This window comes from Bradyrhizobium ottawaense (assembly GCF_002278135.3).
GTDB lineage: Bacteria > Pseudomonadota > Alphaproteobacteria > Rhizobiales > Xanthobacteraceae > Bradyrhizobium > Bradyrhizobium ottawaense.
Genome location: NZ_CP029425.2, coordinates 5,576,868 through 5,591,529 on the forward strand (window position 1 = coordinate 5,576,868; position 14,662 = coordinate 5,591,529).

Below are 14,662 nucleotides of genomic sequence, written 5' to 3' on the forward strand. Positions count from 1 at the left end.
GCTATTCGCTCCGGCTCGCCAAGGCGTTCACGGCGGCAACGGTAATCGCGGAACCGCCGAGGCGGCCCTCGACCGTCAGCGCCGGCGCCGGCGGATCGGCCATCAGCGCGGCCTTGGATTCGGCAGCGCCGACGAATCCGACGGGACAGCCGATGATCGCCGCGGGCCGTGGGCAGTCACGGTTCTCCAGCATGTTGAGCAGATGAAACAGCGCGGTCGGCGCATTGCCGATCGCAACGATCGCACCATCGAGATGCGGCCGCCACAGCTCCAGCGCCGCGGCCGAACGCGTGTTGCGCATGGATTGCGCCAGCGCTGGAACGGCCTCGTCGCCGAGCGTGCAGATGACGGCATTGGCTGCCGGTAACCTCGCGCGCGTAATCCCTTCAGAGACCATGCGCGCATCGCACAGGATCGGCGCGCCTCGTTGCAGGGCGGCGCGCGCAGCGGTCGCCATGCCCTGCGTGAAGCGGATATGCGCCTCCAGGCCGACCATGCCGGCGGCATGGATCATCCGCACCACGATTTGTTCTTCGTCCGGCGTGAAGCGGGCAAGATCGGCCTCGGCGCGGATGGTCGCAAAGGACTGCCGGTAGATGGCCGCGCCGTCGGTCTCGTAAGTGTGCGGCATCAGTTTCCTCCCACGAGAATGGAGGGATCGCTGACGATGTCCGCGCCGTTCAGGCCGCGCAGCACCGGCTCGTCGCGGATCGAGCCGTCACGGACGAGATCGAAGCCGGCGCGGGTCGCCACCAGCGTGACCGCGGCCGTGCCGGAATGGGCACAGCCCTTGCCGCAGCCGGAGACGTGGAGCCGCGCATCGGAGGCGATGCGCGGGGCGAGCGCTGCTGCGAGCGCACGCGTATCGGCATGGGCTTCGCGGCAGCGCGGCGCGCCGCTGCAGGCGATGACGCGCAGCGCGGGATCAAAGGGCTCGGTGATCAGGCCCGGGGCGCTCGGCATCTCGCGCTCGCCTTCGCTCAGCACCATCCGCCAGGGCGTCATGCGCAGCGCATGTCCACAACCGGCGAACTGATGCAGCGTCGTATGCAGCATCTGCCCGAACGCGACGCCGACCATCGCGCCTTGCGGATAGTGCCCGGGACGCGAGGCGGCCATCACGGGCGCGGGCTCGGTCTCGCCGCGCAGCGATTGAGGCAATGCCGCGCCGGACGCGATGTGGGCCGCCATGCGCCCTCGCCCGCCTGTCGCGCCGCCGGAGACCAGGAACCAGCTTGCGAGCGCGAGCGCCGTGCTCACGGCTTCTCCGCGTGCGACGGAGCGGCCCAGCTTTGCGCCATCGGCCCGCACCAGGAGACGGCCTGTGCGATCGCGCTCGATGCGGATGTCGGCGGAATCGCCGGCGAGCACGCGCGAGGTCCCGTCATCGATGGCGAAGCCGAATTTCGTTGGAAGCGCGAGCGAATTATCCTCGAGCGCTTCTTCCAGCTCGGCGGCAAGCGATTGTGTCGCGTCGCCAGCGCGCCAGAACGGCGTGACGAGGATGTTGCGACGGGCTTCCGTGGCCGGATCGGGATCGAGCAGCGCCAATCGTGCAAGGCCGTCGATCAACGGTCGATGGCCTGCTTCACTGACGCCCCTGATCTGCAGATTGGCGCGGCTCGTCACGTCGATCAGACCATTGCCGTGTTGCCCGGCGAGCTCGGCAAGTCCGGAAATTTGCGGTGCTTCCAGCCGTCCACCGAACGGACGCACGCGCACCACGAGCCCGTCGCCCGAGAGCATCGGGCGCAGCGCGCCGGGACACCAGCCCTTGACCGTGGCCGCGCTCATGAGGCCTCCCGCAGCGCCGCGGCGATCGAATTGCGGCGCGTTTGCCAAAGCGCCGCATCGTGCAGGCGCGCAAAACAGGTTTCCATCGCGGCGAGCGCCGACGGATTTTCACGCGCCATGAAAGCGCGGACGTCATCATTGCCGAGCGTTGCATCGTAGTAGAGATCGAACAGATGCGGCGGCACGGTGCCGGCGAGATGCGCGAAAGCGGCCATGTGCTCCAGCGTCGCGGTGATTTCGGCGGCGCCGCGAAAGCCGTGACGCATCATGCCGGCGATCCAGGCCGGATTCGCGGCACGCGCACGGACGACACGCGCGATTTCCTCGGTCAGGGTGCGCGCATGCGGCTGCTCGGGACGCGTCGTGTCGAGGTGATAGAGCGCCGGCCCTGCCGCGCCGAGATGCGCGGCCGCGGCCGCAACGCCGGCTTCATGCGCGGCATAGTCGGCCGCGAGCAGCAGATCGGTCTCCGGCAAGTCCTGGACATGGACAAAGCCATCGGCCGCAGCGAGGCGCTGTTCGATGCCGGCGCGATTCGGCTGCATCTCGCCGTCGGCCGAGAACGCCCAGGACGATGCCGCCAGCCAGGCTTCACCGGCTGCCTCGCGGGTCTCCGGCGTGAAGGCATCAGGGATCGCGGATAGGCCCACGCCGTATTGTCCGGGGCGCGGCGCGAACACGCGGGAGGCGCGGTGGCGGTACGGATTCTCATCGCCCTCGTCCTCGCGCGCCGCAAGCGCTTCGGAGGCGGCCTCGAACAATTGCGCAAGGCCTGCGAAGACGTCGCGGAACAGGCCGGACACGCGCAGCGTCACGTCGATGCGGGGGCGGCCGAGCTCGGCCGGCGCGATGATGTCGTAACCGGTGACGCGGCCGGAGGCGTGATCCCAGCGCGGCGAAAGGCCGGCCAGATGCAGCGCCATCGCGAACTCCTCGCCCGCAGTGCGCATCGTTGCCGAACCCCAGAGATCGACGACGAGCCCCTTCGGCCAGTCGCCGTGATCCTGCAGATGGCGGCGCAGCAGCTCTTCGGCGAGTTTTATCCCCTGCGCATGTGCCGACGGCGTCGGCACGGAGCGCGGATCGACCGCAAAGAGATTGCGCCCGGTCGGCAGCACGTCTTGACGGCCGCGATAGGGCGAGCCCGACGGTCCCGGCGCAACGCGCTGGCCGGCAAGCGCGGCGCGCAGCGCTCCGCGCTCCGCCTCGCCGCAGGCGCCGCGGCCGAATACGTGCAGGCCGTCCCCGAATTGGCTTTCCTTGAGATCGCAGACGAAGCGATCAATCCGCGGAATGGCTTCGGCGGGCGCGGCCGAGGCATCCAAACCGAGATCGTCTTCGAGGCCTGCCACGCGCGCCTCGTCGCGGATCGCGGCAATCAGCCGTTGGCGGCGCGCGGGATCGAGACCATCAGCGGTCGAATATTCGTCGAGAAGTCGTTCGAGCCGGCGCAGGGCCTCCGGCACCGAGGATGTTTCCAGCGGCGGCGGCAGATGGCCGATGGTGACGGCGCCAATGCGCCGTTTCGCCTGCGCGGCCTCGCCGGGATCGTTGACGATGAAGGGATAGATGATTGGGAGATCGCCGATCAGGGCTTCCGGCCAGCAGTGCGATGACAGCGCCACGGATTTTCCGGGCAGCCATTCCAACGTGCCATGTGCGCCCATATGCACGACGGCATCGCAGGCCTGCTGCCGGAGCCAGAGATAGAACGCGACATAACCGTGGCGCGGCGTGCGGGCGAGATCGTGATAATCAATATCGCGCGTGGTCGCATCGCCGCGTTCCGGCTGAACCGCGATGATCGACTTGCCGCAAGCGACGGCCGCGAATTGAAACACGCCGTCCTGGCAGCTCGGATCATCCTCCGGCGCGCCCCAGGCTTGCGCGAGATCATCCTGCAAGACTTGCGGCAGGCGCGAAAGCGCCGCGCGGTAATCGGCAACGTCCCAGGTCAGTTGCCGCTTGAGCAGCGTCTCGCCAAGGGTGTGGACCGGCGCAACATCGAAGCCGGCCTCCGCGAGATCCGACACCAGCGCCTCGACCGAAGCCAGCGCATCGAGACCGACCGCATGCGCGATCTGATGCGGCCGGCCCGGATAATTGGAGAGCACGAGCGCAATGCGCTTCTCGGCTGCTGGCTTCTCCGCGAGGCCCCGCCAAGCCGCGACGCGCGCGGCGACGGCCGTCACGCGCCCTTCATCGGCGCCGTGCGCAAGACGCGAAAATTGCAGATCGGGGTCACGCATCCCCGCCGATTTGAAGCTCACCACGCCCGCGAACAGGCGGCCATCGACCTCGGGCAGCACCACATGCATCGCAAGGTCGCCGGGCGACAGGCCGCGCAGCGAGTCCACCCAGTCCTCGCGCCGCGCGGTGGAGAGCGCGACCTGAAACACCGGGCAGGATGCGGCGTCGAATGGTGTCGTGCCGTCGTCGCCCATGGCCGAGAACGCCGTTGCATTGACGATCGCCGCCGGAGGATTTTGCGCAAGATACGCGCGCAGCCAATCCGCAACGCCCGCAGCCTTCAGCGACGTGACGAACGCGCCACAAGTGTCAAATCCCTTCTGACGCAACGTCGCGATCAGGGCATCGACCGGGCCGGTGTCGGCAGCGGTGAGATAGGAGCGATAGAACGTCACCAGCGCGCGCGGCCTGCCCTCGCCGCCCACCGGCGCAGCAATGACACCACGCGCGGGATCGTAGAACCCCATCTCGGGCGCGGTCGTCTCGCCGATAACTGGCCCGGCATAGAGGCCCGAGGCCAGCGCGAGCTGTGCAATCGCGGCCTGCGCCGCGACCGGGCCGCCGGTGTCGCAGAGCACCTTGAGCCGGCGCAGCGTCGAGACCGGCAAGGTCGAGTATGCATCGAGCCGCGTGTCGTCACGGCCATCGGCCGGTAGCACGGCCAGCACAATGCCACGGTCCTTCGCAAGCTGTTGCAGGGCCGCAAGCCCATACGGCCAGTAGGACTCCCCGCCGATCAACCGCACCAGAATGCCGCGCGCCTGCGACAGCGTGCGCTCGATATAGGTGTCGACCGACAGCGGATGACGCAGCTCAGCAAGGTTCGCGAGCCGCAGCGTCGGCAGGTTCTCGCGGCCACGCCGCCAGCCGGCTGCGAACGCCGCGAGATCCGAATCCGAATACGAGAGCACCACGAGATCGGCCGGGTCCTGGCCGATATCCCTTGGCGTCGCGGTCTCCTCCAGACCGCGGCTCTCGCGGAAGACGACGTGCATCAGATACCTAGTCCTGCCTTGATGGCGGCCTCGTCGATATCGCCGTGCTCGCCGATCACGACGAGCTTCGACCGCCTGTGACCGGCACCCCACGGCTTGTCGAACTGGTGGCGCACGCGCTCGCCGACGGCCTGCAGCAGCAACCGCATCGGCTTGCCCGCGACCGCGATGTAACCCTTGGCCCGCAGCACGTTCTGCTCGCGTGCCAGCTTCTGGACGGATGCGACCAGCGCATCGACGTCGGCGACTTCAGGAAGGTCGACCACGACGGAGGCGAAGTCATCGTGCTCGTGCTCCTCCTCGCCGTCATGATGCGAGGGGCGCGCGGCGAGATCGTTCTCGGCGGCGGCGCCGAGACCGAGGATGACGCGCGCATCGATCGCGCCGTCGGTCACGGGGAGCATCGGCACGCGGCGTGGCATCTCGGCAATAATCGCCGCCTTGGCCGCTTCAAGCCCCGCCGCGCCCGCAAGATCGGCCTTGGTCAGCAGCACGATATCGGCGCAGGCGATCTGATCCTCGAACACCTCCGACAGCGGCGTCTCGTGATCGAGATTTTGGTCTGCCGCCCGCTGCGCTTCGACGGCATCAGGATCCGGCGCAAAGCGGCCGGCGGCGACGGCCTCGGCATCGGCAAGTGCGATCACACCGTCGACGGTGATGCGCGAGCGGATCTCCGGCCAGTCGAACGCCTTCAGCAGCGGCTTCGGCAGCGCCAGGCCCGAGGTCTCGATCAGGATGTGATCGGGCCGCACGGGCCGCGCCAGCAGTTTTTCCATGGTCGGGATGAAATCGTCGGCGACCGTGCAGCAGATGCAGCCATTGGCGAGCTCGATGATGTTCTCCTCCGGGCAATTGGCATCGGCGCAGGATTTCAATATCTCGCCGTCGACGCCCTCACTGCCGAACTCGTTCACGAGCACCGCGAGCTTCTTGCCGCCGGCATTGCTGAGCAGATGCTGGATCAGCGTCGTCTTGCCGGAGCCGAGAAAACCGGTGACCACCGTCACAGGGACTTTTGCGAGCGAGTTCATTCGGCGGCCTCCGGCACGACGGCAATGGGGGGAATGCGGGCAAGCGATTGCTTGCGGAATATTTCCGGCCGGCTGCGCCAGGGCACGAGACCATCCGGCGCCGCCGCATAAGCCGCGGCGCCCGCGACCACATCCCGCGCATTCGCATCCGACAGGCGGCCATAGACATACGACCAGCGGCCGGGCGCGCTGAGCGCGACCGAGCAGCCCTGATTGCAGGCCGACAGGCATTCGACGGGAACCACATTGACGCCCTCGGGCACGCCGGCGTCGAGGATCGCCCCATGCAGGCGCTTGCCGGGCGTCGCCTCGCCCTCGCCAGGCGTCTCGCCGGCACGGCAGGTGATGCAGACGTGAAGTGTGACGGTCATCGCCTCTTCCAGATAACAGCGGGAGGCGATGAGGCACACGGACCATTCTTCAGAAGGCCCGTTTCCCCGTCGCGGAACACCCCGTCCGCCGGTCCAAAACTCGTCCGCGCTGGCAGGTCTCCCGGCTTGCGGAGCAGGGTTTTGCCCTTCGATCCCCGCCTTCCCGATTCCCGCGGGAATCAGTGGCTTCGGGCATCTCTCCGGTCACGGTCGCGGGGGCGGCTGCATTTTGGACCCAAATCTTGCCGATTCGGACCCTATCGCATTCCCTCTTCGCCTGTCATAGGACAGGAACCAACGCCGGGCCACCATTTGCCGGTGGCCGCCACTTGTCAAGCCGAAGGACCGGGACCGATGACGCCTGAACCGGATACAAAAACGGCCGAGGAAACCGACGCCCGCCACGCCACGAAAATGGCGAAGAAGAAGGCCGCCCGCGACAAGATCATGGCGACCAAGAGCGGCGAAAAGGGCCTCATCATCGTCCACACCGGCGCCGGCAAGGGCAAGTCCTCCTCGGCCTTCGGCATGATCGTCCGCTGCGTCGCCCATGGCTTCCCCTGTGCGGTCGTGCAGTTCATCAAGGGCGCCTGGGATACCGGCGAGCGACGCCTGCTCACCGGCCATTTCGGCGACCTCTGCCAGTTCCACGCCATGGGCGAAGGTTTTACCTGGGAGACGCAGGACCGCGCCCGCGACATCGCCGCCGCGCGCGCCGGCTGGGAGAAGGCCAAGGAGCTGATCCTCGATGAGAGCTTGCGCATGGTCGTGCTCGACGAGATCAACATCGCGCTGCGCTACGACTATCTCGACATCGCCGAGGTCGTCGAGTTTCTGACCACCTCGAAGCCGCCGATGACGCATGTCGTCCTCACCGGGCGCAACGCCAAGGACGAGCTGATCGAGATCGCCGATCTCGTCACCGAGATGACGCTGGTCAAGCATCCCTTCCGCTCCGGCATCAAGGCGCAGGCCGGCGTCGAGTTCTGAGTTCGATGGCGCGCGCATTGATGATCCAGGGGGCCGGCTCGGACGTGGGCAAGTCGCTCATCGTCGCAGGCCTTGCGCGTGCCTTCACGCGGCGCGGCCTGCGCGTGCTGCCGTTCAAGCCGCAGAACATGTCGAACAACGCCGCCGTCACCATCGATGGCGGCGAGATCGGCCGCGCCCAGGCGCTGCAGGCGCTGGCAGCAGGCGTCGAACCGCACACCGACATGAACCCCGTGCTGCTCAAGCCCGAGACCGATGTCGGCGCGCAGGTGATCGTCCACGGAAAGCGCATCGCGACTGCGCGCGCGCGTGACTACGCCGCGATGAAGCCCTCGCTGATGGGCGCGGTGCTGGAGAGCTTTGAGCGGCTGAAGGCACGCGCCGATCTAGTGCTGGTGGAAGGCGCCGGCAGTCCGGCCGAGGTGAATTTGCGTAAGGCCGACATCGCCAATATGGGTTTTGCGCGCAAGGCCGACGTGCCGGTCGTGCTGATCGGCGACATCGACCGCGGCGGCGTCATCGCCCAGCTCGTCGGCATCAAGACGGTGATCGACCCCGACGATGCCGCGATAATCCGGGGTTTTGTCATCAACAAGTTCCGCGGCGATCCCACCCTGTTCGACGACGGCTACAGGCTGATCGAGCAAAAGACCGCGTGGCGCGGCCTTGGCGTGCTGCCCTGGTTCGCCCGCGCCGGCGAGCTGCCGGCCGAGGATGCGCAGGGCCTCAGCGATGCGCGCAAGCCGGGCCAATGCAAGATCGCCTGCCTCGCGCTGTCGCGGATCGCCAATTTCGACGATCTCGATCCACTCAAGCTCGAGCCGGGCGTCGATCTCGTGATGGTACGCCCCGGCGAAGCCATCCCCGGCGATGTCCGCCTCGTCATCATCCCCGGCTCAAAGTCCACCCGCGGCGATCTCGCCTTCCTGCGCGCGCAAGGCTGGGACATCGATCTGCTCGCGCATCACCGCAGGGGTGGCTATGTGCTCGGCCTCTGCGGCGGCTATCAGATGCTGGGACGCAGCGTCGCGGACCCACAGGGAATTGAAGGTCCCGCGGGCGACACGGCGGGGCTCGGGCTGCTGGATGTGGACACGGTGATGAGTCCGCAGAAGACGCTGACGCGGGTTACGGCTGTGCATGCCGCTACGGATCAGCCGATCGAGGCGTACGAAATTCACATCGGCCGTACCGATGGGCCCGATCGTGCGCGCCCGTTTGCGACACTGAACGGCGAGACCGAAGGCGCGATCTCGCGCGATGGCCGCGTGCAGGGCAGCTACCTGCACGGCCTGTTCACGTCGGATGATTTCCGCAAGGCGTACCTCGCAAAGCTCGACATTCCCGCTGGCAACGAGCCCTACCACGCCCGGGTCGAGAGTGCGCTCGATGCGCTCGCCGACCACATCGAAAAGCATCTCGACGTCGAAGGTCTGCTTGCGCTAGCGCGCTAGCACCTCGGCAAGGCGCATCCATTCGGCTTCGCTGCCGGGAAGCCCGAGCCGAAGCCATGTCGGCTTTTGCGCAAAGACGCGCGACCAGATCTGGCTTTGTGCCAGTCTGTCTTGCGCGGCGAGCGCGTCGGGTGTCTCGTAGAGACGGAACAGCGGCGTCCCCCCAAGCAGCATCCAGCCTTGCGCTTGCGCTATGGCATCGAGGCGAACACAGTCCCGGGCAAGTCGCGCTGACGTGGTCTCAGCCCAGGCGTCGTCGCGCAGCGCGCGACAGCCGATCGCGATCGCCGCTCCCGAAACCGGCCATGGACCCGACATCGACGCAAGCTTGCCAATGTCGGCGGCATTGCCGATCGCGAAGCCGAGCCGCAGGCCGGCAAGGCCATAGAACTTTCCGAACGAGCGCAGGATCAGCAGTCCCGGTCGATCGGCTTCCGATGCAAGCGACAGCTGCGAAACGGCGTCGACGAAGCTCTCGTCGATGACGAGGCGGCCGACGCGCGGCAGCAGTGCGAGCAGATCCTTTGGTGCACGATGCTGTCCGCCGGGGTTGTTGGGATTGACGATCACCGCAAGATCCGCGCCCGCCAGCGCGTCGAGTTCCCTGACCTCCTGGACATCCCAGCCTGCGGCCGACAGAACCCCTGCGTATTCATTGTACGTCGGTCCGAGGATGCGGGCGCGGCCGGTTCGTAACAGCCGCGGCAGCAATTGAATGGCAGCCTGCGCGCCGCCCATCGCAACGATCGGTGCGCTGGTGCGATAGGCATGCTGCGCCGCCTGATGCAGGGCGTTGATGTCGGATTGCGAGGGCAGCGCATTCCAATAGTGCGCATCGATCTCGCCGACGGGATAAGGCAGCCGGTTGATCCCTGTCGACAGATCGATCCAATCTTCCGCGCGTCCGCCGAAACGCTGCTGTGCCAGATCCAGATTTCCACCGTGCTCGCGCATGTCCCGTTCTTTCATGCGAAAGCCAGGATCGCAAGGGTGCCAGCGAGCAGCACCATGGCGCGGCGGTAGACCGTCAGTGCCTCGGCGATATCAGCGGCGCGCGGATCGCGCGCGCCCTCGTTGAGCCAAGGCTCGTCGGTCGCGCTGCCGTGATAGATGCGGGGGCCGCTGAGCCGGACGCCAAGCGCCCCCGCCATGGCCGCCTCCGGCCAGCCGGCATTGGGCGAGCGGTGACGCCGTGCGTCGCGCGTCATGCACGACAACGCCTCCGATCGCCGCGGCGCTAGCAGCACGAACAAAAATCCGGTCAGCCGCGCCGGAATGAAATTGGCGACATCGTCGATGCGCGCCGCCGCCCAGCCGAAGGCCTCGTGCCGCTCGTTGCGATGGCCGATCATGGAGTCCAGCGTGTTGATCGCCTTGTAGCCGAGGATGCCCGGCAGGCCGAACAACGCGCCCCAGAACACCGGCGCCACGATGCCGTCGGAGGCATTTTCCGCAAGGCTCTCGATCGCCGCGCGCGCGATGCCGGCTTCATCGAGCGCTGCGGGATCGCGGCCGACGATCCGCGAAACCGCGTCGCGCGCGGCGGCGATATCGCCAGCCAGCAATGGATTTGCGACGGCGGCCACGTGATCATGCAGCGAGCGCAGCGCAACCAGCGGCCAGGCCAGGATACCGACCAGCACGATTTGGATCCAACTCGAGGAAAGCAAGGCCTGAAGCGCGCAGCCGATCGCAACGGAAAATGCGATCACCAGGAGCGATCCGGCGACACCAGCAGCGCGGCGGAGCGCCGGCGGATCTGACCCGCGATTCCAGCCGCGATCAATTGCACCGATCAGCCGACCCAGCCAGGTCACGGGATGACCGATCCGCGCGAACAGCCAAGACGGCCAGCCCAGGAGGGCATCCACCGCCATCGCCACCACCATCGCGCCCGCAAAGCCCACACACGCCTCCTGTCCCGCCCCTGTTGCGCAAAGCGAAGGCAGAGTGCAAGCCCCCGCCCGGCTGATTTCGGCTTTGTCTTTGGCCGCGTTTGGTGATTAGTCAGGCTTACAGGAGACCTTTATGGCCGTCATCTTGATCACGGGCGGAGCGCGATCGGGCAAGAGCAAGCGTGCGGAAATGCGCACGCGCGCCTTCCCCGGGCGGCCCGTCTATGTCGCGACGGCTGAGGCGCTTGACAGCGAAATGGAAGCGCGGATCGCCAAGCACCGCGCGCGCCGCGGAACGGACTGGATCGAGCGCGAGGTGCCGCTCGATCTCGTCCCCGCGCTGATCGCGACCGACGGTGGCGGCGCAACGCTCGTGGACTGCCTGACGCTGTGGCTCTCCAACCTGATGCATGCCGAGCGCGACTGGGAGCGCGAAGTCGGAGAACTCGCCGCCGCCCTGCCCCGCCTGAAAAGCCCCGTCGTCTTCGTGACCAACGAAGTCGGTCTCGGCATCGTCCCCGACAACGCGCTGGCGCGCAGCTATCGCGACGCCGCCGGCATCATGAACCAGATCATCGCCGAAGCCGCCGACGAGGTCGAGTTCGTCGTCGCCGGTTTGCCCATGAAATTGAAATGATGCCGCGCTCCGAACTCTTCAAGGACATGGTCGCCGATCTCAGGATGGCGGCGTCGTTCGTCACGATCCTTCCCGTGGCATCGTCCAAGCCCGCGGCCGATGGCGCCGTCGCGCGTGCGACATGGGCGCTACCCGTGGCCGGACTGCTGGTCGGCCTTGCCGGCGCTTTCGTCTACAAGGTCGCCATCCGCTTCGGACTGACGCCGAACATTGCCGCCCTGCTCGCACTGGCCACGACCGCCCTCATCACCGGCGCGCTGCACGAAGACGGTCTTGCCGATACGGCCGATGGGCTCGGCGGCGGCCGCACGCGCGAGCGCAAGCTCGAGATCATGCGCGACAGCCGGATCGGGACCTACGGCGTCTGCGCGCTGATCCTGTCGTTCGGCCTGCGCTGGAGCGCACTCGCGGCGATCGCCGATCCCTTGCTGGTGGCATTTGCGCTTTGCGCCGCGCACGCCGCCGCCCGCGCGGGCGTGCCGGCCTTCATGTCACTGGTACCGCCAGCGCGGCCTGACGGGCTGTCGGCGAGCGCGGGATCGCCGCCGGGCCGCAGCGTCGCCATCGCCTTCGCTCTTGGAACGCTCGCGCTCGCTCTCGCGTTGGGGCCGGGCAAGGCGCTGGTCGGCCTGATCCTGCTGTCGCTCGCCGGCCTGTTGCTGGCGCGGCTTGCCGTGCGCCAGATCGGCGGGCAGACCGGCGACATCCTCGGTGCGTTCGAGCAGATCGGCGAGATTCTCATTCTGCTGGTCGCGGCATCCTTCCGGATGGGAGGCTGATCTCATGGTCGAGTTCGACGACACCTTCCGTCAGCACTTGCGCGAGCTGTTCGTGTGGCGCCGCGATGTCCGCCGCTTTCGAGCTGACCCGCTGCCGGCCGGCGCCATCGATCGCCTGATCGAGACCGCCTGCCTGTCGCCCTCGGTCGGCCTCAGCCAGCCCTGGCGCTTCGTCACCGTCGATGATGCTGCACGACGTCGCGCCATCATCGATGATTTCACGGCGTGCAACGCCGACGCACTGAATTGCTATTCCGGCGAACGCGCGGCCCGCTACGCCACGCTGAAACTGTCGGGCCTTGAGCAGGCCCCCGGTCACCTCGCCGTGTTCGCCGACAAGGCCAGCGACATCGGCCACGGCCTCGGCCGTGCGACCATGCCGGAGACGACCGAGTATTCCGTGGTCGCCGCCATCACCGCGATGTGGCTCGCCGCGCGCGCCGAGAGCATCGGCATCGGCTGGGTCTCGATCCTCAACCCGGATCGCATCCACGTCGTCCTCGACGTGCCCGATACCTGGAAGTTCATCGCCTATCTCTGCATCGGCTATCCGGAAGCCGAATGCGACCAGCCCGAGCTGGAGCAGGCGAAATGGGAGCACCGGCGCAGCGCGGACGAGTTTACGTTGCGGCGTTAAGCGGATCGCGCCTCAAGCTCGCCAGTCAGATACCAGCAGTCGATCCATCCTCTGTCATTGCGAGCGAAGCGAAGCAATCCAGGATCGCGAGGGCTCTTCGCAATGACGGCGGAGAGAGCGGCACAACCTTCCGCTACGACCTGCTCCTGCCGGCCACCGCCGCCACAGGCGCAGGTGGCTCCGGCTTCTGGAACATCAGCAGCGGGCGGAAGATGACGCGGCCATAGGCCTCGTAATGGTTCTGGGTCGAGACCGCCATCTTCAGTGGCGTCGCGTAATTTGCCTCGAAGGTCATGAACTGCGCATAGGTCCAGGAGAAACCGACGCCGACCGAGGCCATTTCGGTGACGCCGGGGAAGGTCGAATACACCGCACCCCAGTCGGTGAAGATGTAGGTGTCGAAACCCCTGAGCCATTGCGACCAGTTGTAGTGCAGCTCGGCGTTGAGATAATAGCCGCTGTCGCCGGAGGCCGCATTGGAGGGATAACCGCGTACGGTGGTGGGGCCGCCGATCGAGAAGATCTGATCGCCCGGCAGCAGCTTCTCCTGCGTGTACTGCCAGCTCGCCAGCACATTGGCGCTGAAGTTCTGGGGCCCTGCGGCGCTCGTCGCGATCAGCGAGCCGGTATAGGTGTTGAACGCGCGGTTGTTGCCGAGCACATAGTCATGCCACGCGACGTAGTTCACTGCCGGCGAGACCGTGATCGAATAGGTGTTGCCGGACTTGGTCACCGAGATTCCAGCCGTGGTCTTGTCGTAGTGGTCGTCGGTGACGGCGACCGTGGCAAAGCGGCTGACAGTCTTGCCCTCGGTCAAGGCCGCGTTGAGCAGCACCAGCCAGTCCTGCGTCACCCAGACCGGCTGGCTGAAATTGACAGCGGCCTGGCTCGAGCGACCGGTGACGTCGAGCGCGACGAACGGCCCCTGGACGATCTTGATCTTGCCTTCGGTATAGCTGACGCCGGCGCGGCCGCCCCAGGGATTGACCGGGATGCTGTAGGCGACATTGCCGTTGAGATTGCCGTCGGAGCGGACGCCGTAGAAGGTCAGGCGGTCGTCGACGCCGAACAATCCGTGGCGCTTGTAGAAGGCGCCGCCCTCCCAACGCCCGGTATTTTCGGAACCCTGATTGTCGGTGAAGAGCTGCAAGGTGTCGACCGGCGGCTCGATCACCGCGAACTGGAGGTCGGTGAGGCCGAAGCTCGTGCCGGGCTGCAGCAGCGCCTTGATCTGCACGTCGTTGGTCCGGTTGAACCAGATCACGTCGCGGTTGAGCTTTGGAACGTCGAGGACCTCGCCTTCGGGCTCCTTCACGCGATCGAGGATGTAATCGGTGCGAGTCTGCTTGTTGCCCTCGACGGTCGTCTTCTGCAGCCGTCCCTCGGTCAGCTTGACGCGGACGACGCCGCCCTTGGCATCCTGCTCGGGCAGGGTCGCGATGCCCGTGACGATGCCGCGCGCGGCATAGACCGCATTGATGTCGGCAACGAGCTGCAACAGCGAGGCGATGTCGACGTCCTTGCCGACATATCTCTTCGCGATCTCATCCAGCTCCGCCGGCGTGATGAACTTGGACTCGTCGAACGTGACCTTGCGCAGGCGAAATTTCGGCCCGCCTGGCTTCAGGAGCTGGGACTTTTCCCGCTCGCCGCCGATCACCGCCGGCCCGGTGAGCTTGGGCGGCGCGCTCTGCTGCTCGAGCTGCCGCCGCTGCCGGTCGACGTCGTTCTGGATCACGCCGGGATTGATCGACTGGGCGCGCGCAGAGGCGATGCAGCAAGCTGCAAGCCCGATCGCCAACGACGCCCCCAGAATCCGCATCCCG

General features: G+C 67.0%; 13 protein-coding genes and 1 riboswitch. Of the genes, 5 read left to right on the forward strand and 8 right to left on the reverse strand.

Translation table 11 applies throughout. The features are described from left to right. Nucleotide 1: 1 nt before the first annotated feature. From CIT37_RS26675 to CIT37_RS26695, 5 genes are read right to left on the reverse strand one after another with little or no spacing between them, the layout of a single operon-like run. The gene (locus CIT37_RS26675; RefSeq protein ID WP_028142444.1) at nt 2-631 is read right to left on the reverse strand and encodes a precorrin-8X methylmutase; all 630 of its coding nucleotides are present in this window, start codon (nt 629-631) and stop codon (nt 2-4) included. Further along, the gene (cobG, locus tag CIT37_RS26680; protein ID WP_095426595.1) at nt 631-1,794 is read right to left on the reverse strand and encodes a precorrin-3B synthase; all 1,164 of its coding nucleotides are present in this window, start codon (nt 1,792-1,794) and stop codon (nt 631-633) included. The genes CIT37_RS26675 and cobG overlap by 1 nt, the downstream gene beginning before the upstream one ends. Continuing rightward, nucleotides 1,791-5,039 carry a cobaltochelatase subunit CobN gene (gene cobN, locus CIT37_RS26685; RefSeq protein ID WP_095426508.1) on the reverse strand — a complete coding sequence of 1,083 codons (3,249 nt, stop codon included), beginning with the start codon at nt 5,037-5,039 and terminating at the stop codon, nt 1,791-1,793. The genes cobG and cobN overlap by 4 nt, the downstream gene beginning before the upstream one ends. Further along, nucleotides 5,039-6,073: a cobalamin biosynthesis protein CobW gene (gene cobW, locus CIT37_RS26690; protein ID WP_028142441.1), complete on the reverse strand. Its 1,035-nt coding sequence runs from the start codon at nt 6,071-6,073 to the stop codon at nt 5,039-5,041. The genes cobN and cobW overlap by 1 nt, the downstream gene beginning before the upstream one ends. After that, nucleotides 6,070-6,444 carry a DUF1636 family protein gene (locus tag CIT37_RS26695; protein ID WP_028142440.1) on the reverse strand — a complete coding sequence of 125 codons (375 nt, stop codon included), beginning with the start codon at nt 6,442-6,444 and terminating at the stop codon, nt 6,070-6,072. Before CIT37_RS26695 ends, cobW begins: the two co-directional genes overlap by 4 nt. Before the next feature lie 94 nt (nt 6,445-6,538). Beyond that, nucleotides 6,539-6,758, reverse strand: a riboswitch (cobalamin riboswitch). A 40-nt stretch (nt 6,759-6,798) separates the two neighbouring features. Between CIT37_RS26695 and cobO the strand changes: the two genes are divergently transcribed. Together cobO and CIT37_RS26705 are read left to right on the forward strand one after the other, a co-directional pair. Next, nucleotides 6,799-7,434 carry a cob(I)yrinic acid a,c-diamide adenosyltransferase gene (gene cobO, locus CIT37_RS26700; RefSeq protein ID WP_028142439.1) on the forward strand — a complete coding sequence of 212 codons (636 nt, stop codon included), beginning with the start codon at nt 6,799-6,801 and terminating at the stop codon, nt 7,432-7,434. Nucleotides 7,435-7,439: 5 nt separating this feature from the next. Next, entirely contained in the window at nt 7,440-8,888 is a 1,449-nt protein-coding gene (locus tag CIT37_RS26705) for a cobyric acid synthase (RefSeq protein WP_095426507.1), read from the forward strand. Here CIT37_RS26705 and cobD read toward each other — a convergent pair. Both cobD and cbiB read right to left on the reverse strand, forming a co-directional pair. Further along, nucleotides 8,877-9,842, reverse strand: a complete 966-nt coding sequence (gene cobD, locus CIT37_RS26710; RefSeq protein ID WP_161966553.1) for a threonine-phosphate decarboxylase CobD — start codon at nt 9,840-9,842, stop codon at nt 8,877-8,879. The genes CIT37_RS26705 and cobD overlap by 12 nt on opposite strands. A gap of 11 nt (nt 9,843-9,853) precedes the next feature. Then, entirely contained in the window at nt 9,854-10,795 is a 942-nt protein-coding gene (gene cbiB, locus CIT37_RS26715; RefSeq protein WP_049806524.1) for an adenosylcobinamide-phosphate synthase CbiB, read from the reverse strand. A gap of 121 nt (nt 10,796-10,916) precedes the next feature. Between cbiB and cobU the strand changes: the two genes are divergently transcribed. The 3 genes from cobU to bluB are packed head-to-tail and all read left to right on the forward strand — an operon-like array spanning nt 10,917 to nt 12,836. Beyond that, nucleotides 10,917-11,420 carry a bifunctional adenosylcobinamide kinase/adenosylcobinamide-phosphate guanylyltransferase gene (gene cobU / locus CIT37_RS26720; RefSeq protein WP_095426505.1) on the forward strand — a complete coding sequence of 168 codons (504 nt, stop codon included), beginning with the start codon at nt 10,917-10,919 and terminating at the stop codon, nt 11,418-11,420. Then, nucleotides 11,417-12,199: an adenosylcobinamide-GDP ribazoletransferase gene (cobS, locus tag CIT37_RS26725; RefSeq protein WP_028142434.1), complete on the forward strand. Its 783-nt coding sequence runs from the start codon at nt 11,417-11,419 to the stop codon at nt 12,197-12,199. The genes cobU and cobS overlap by 4 nt, the downstream gene beginning before the upstream one ends. Nucleotides 12,200-12,203: 4 nt before the next feature. Further along, complete coding sequence (bluB, locus tag CIT37_RS26730) at nt 12,204-12,836, forward strand: 5,6-dimethylbenzimidazole synthase (RefSeq protein ID WP_038970544.1); 633 nt, start codon at nt 12,204-12,206, stop codon at nt 12,834-12,836. 133 nt (nt 12,837-12,969) lie between these two features. On the opposite strand, the gene CIT37_RS26735 is transcribed toward bluB, so the two are convergent. Further along, entirely contained in the window at nt 12,970-14,658 is a 1,689-nt protein-coding gene (locus CIT37_RS26735; protein WP_028142432.1) for a ShlB/FhaC/HecB family hemolysin secretion/activation protein, read from the reverse strand. Nucleotides 14,659-14,662: the final 4 nt, after the last annotated feature.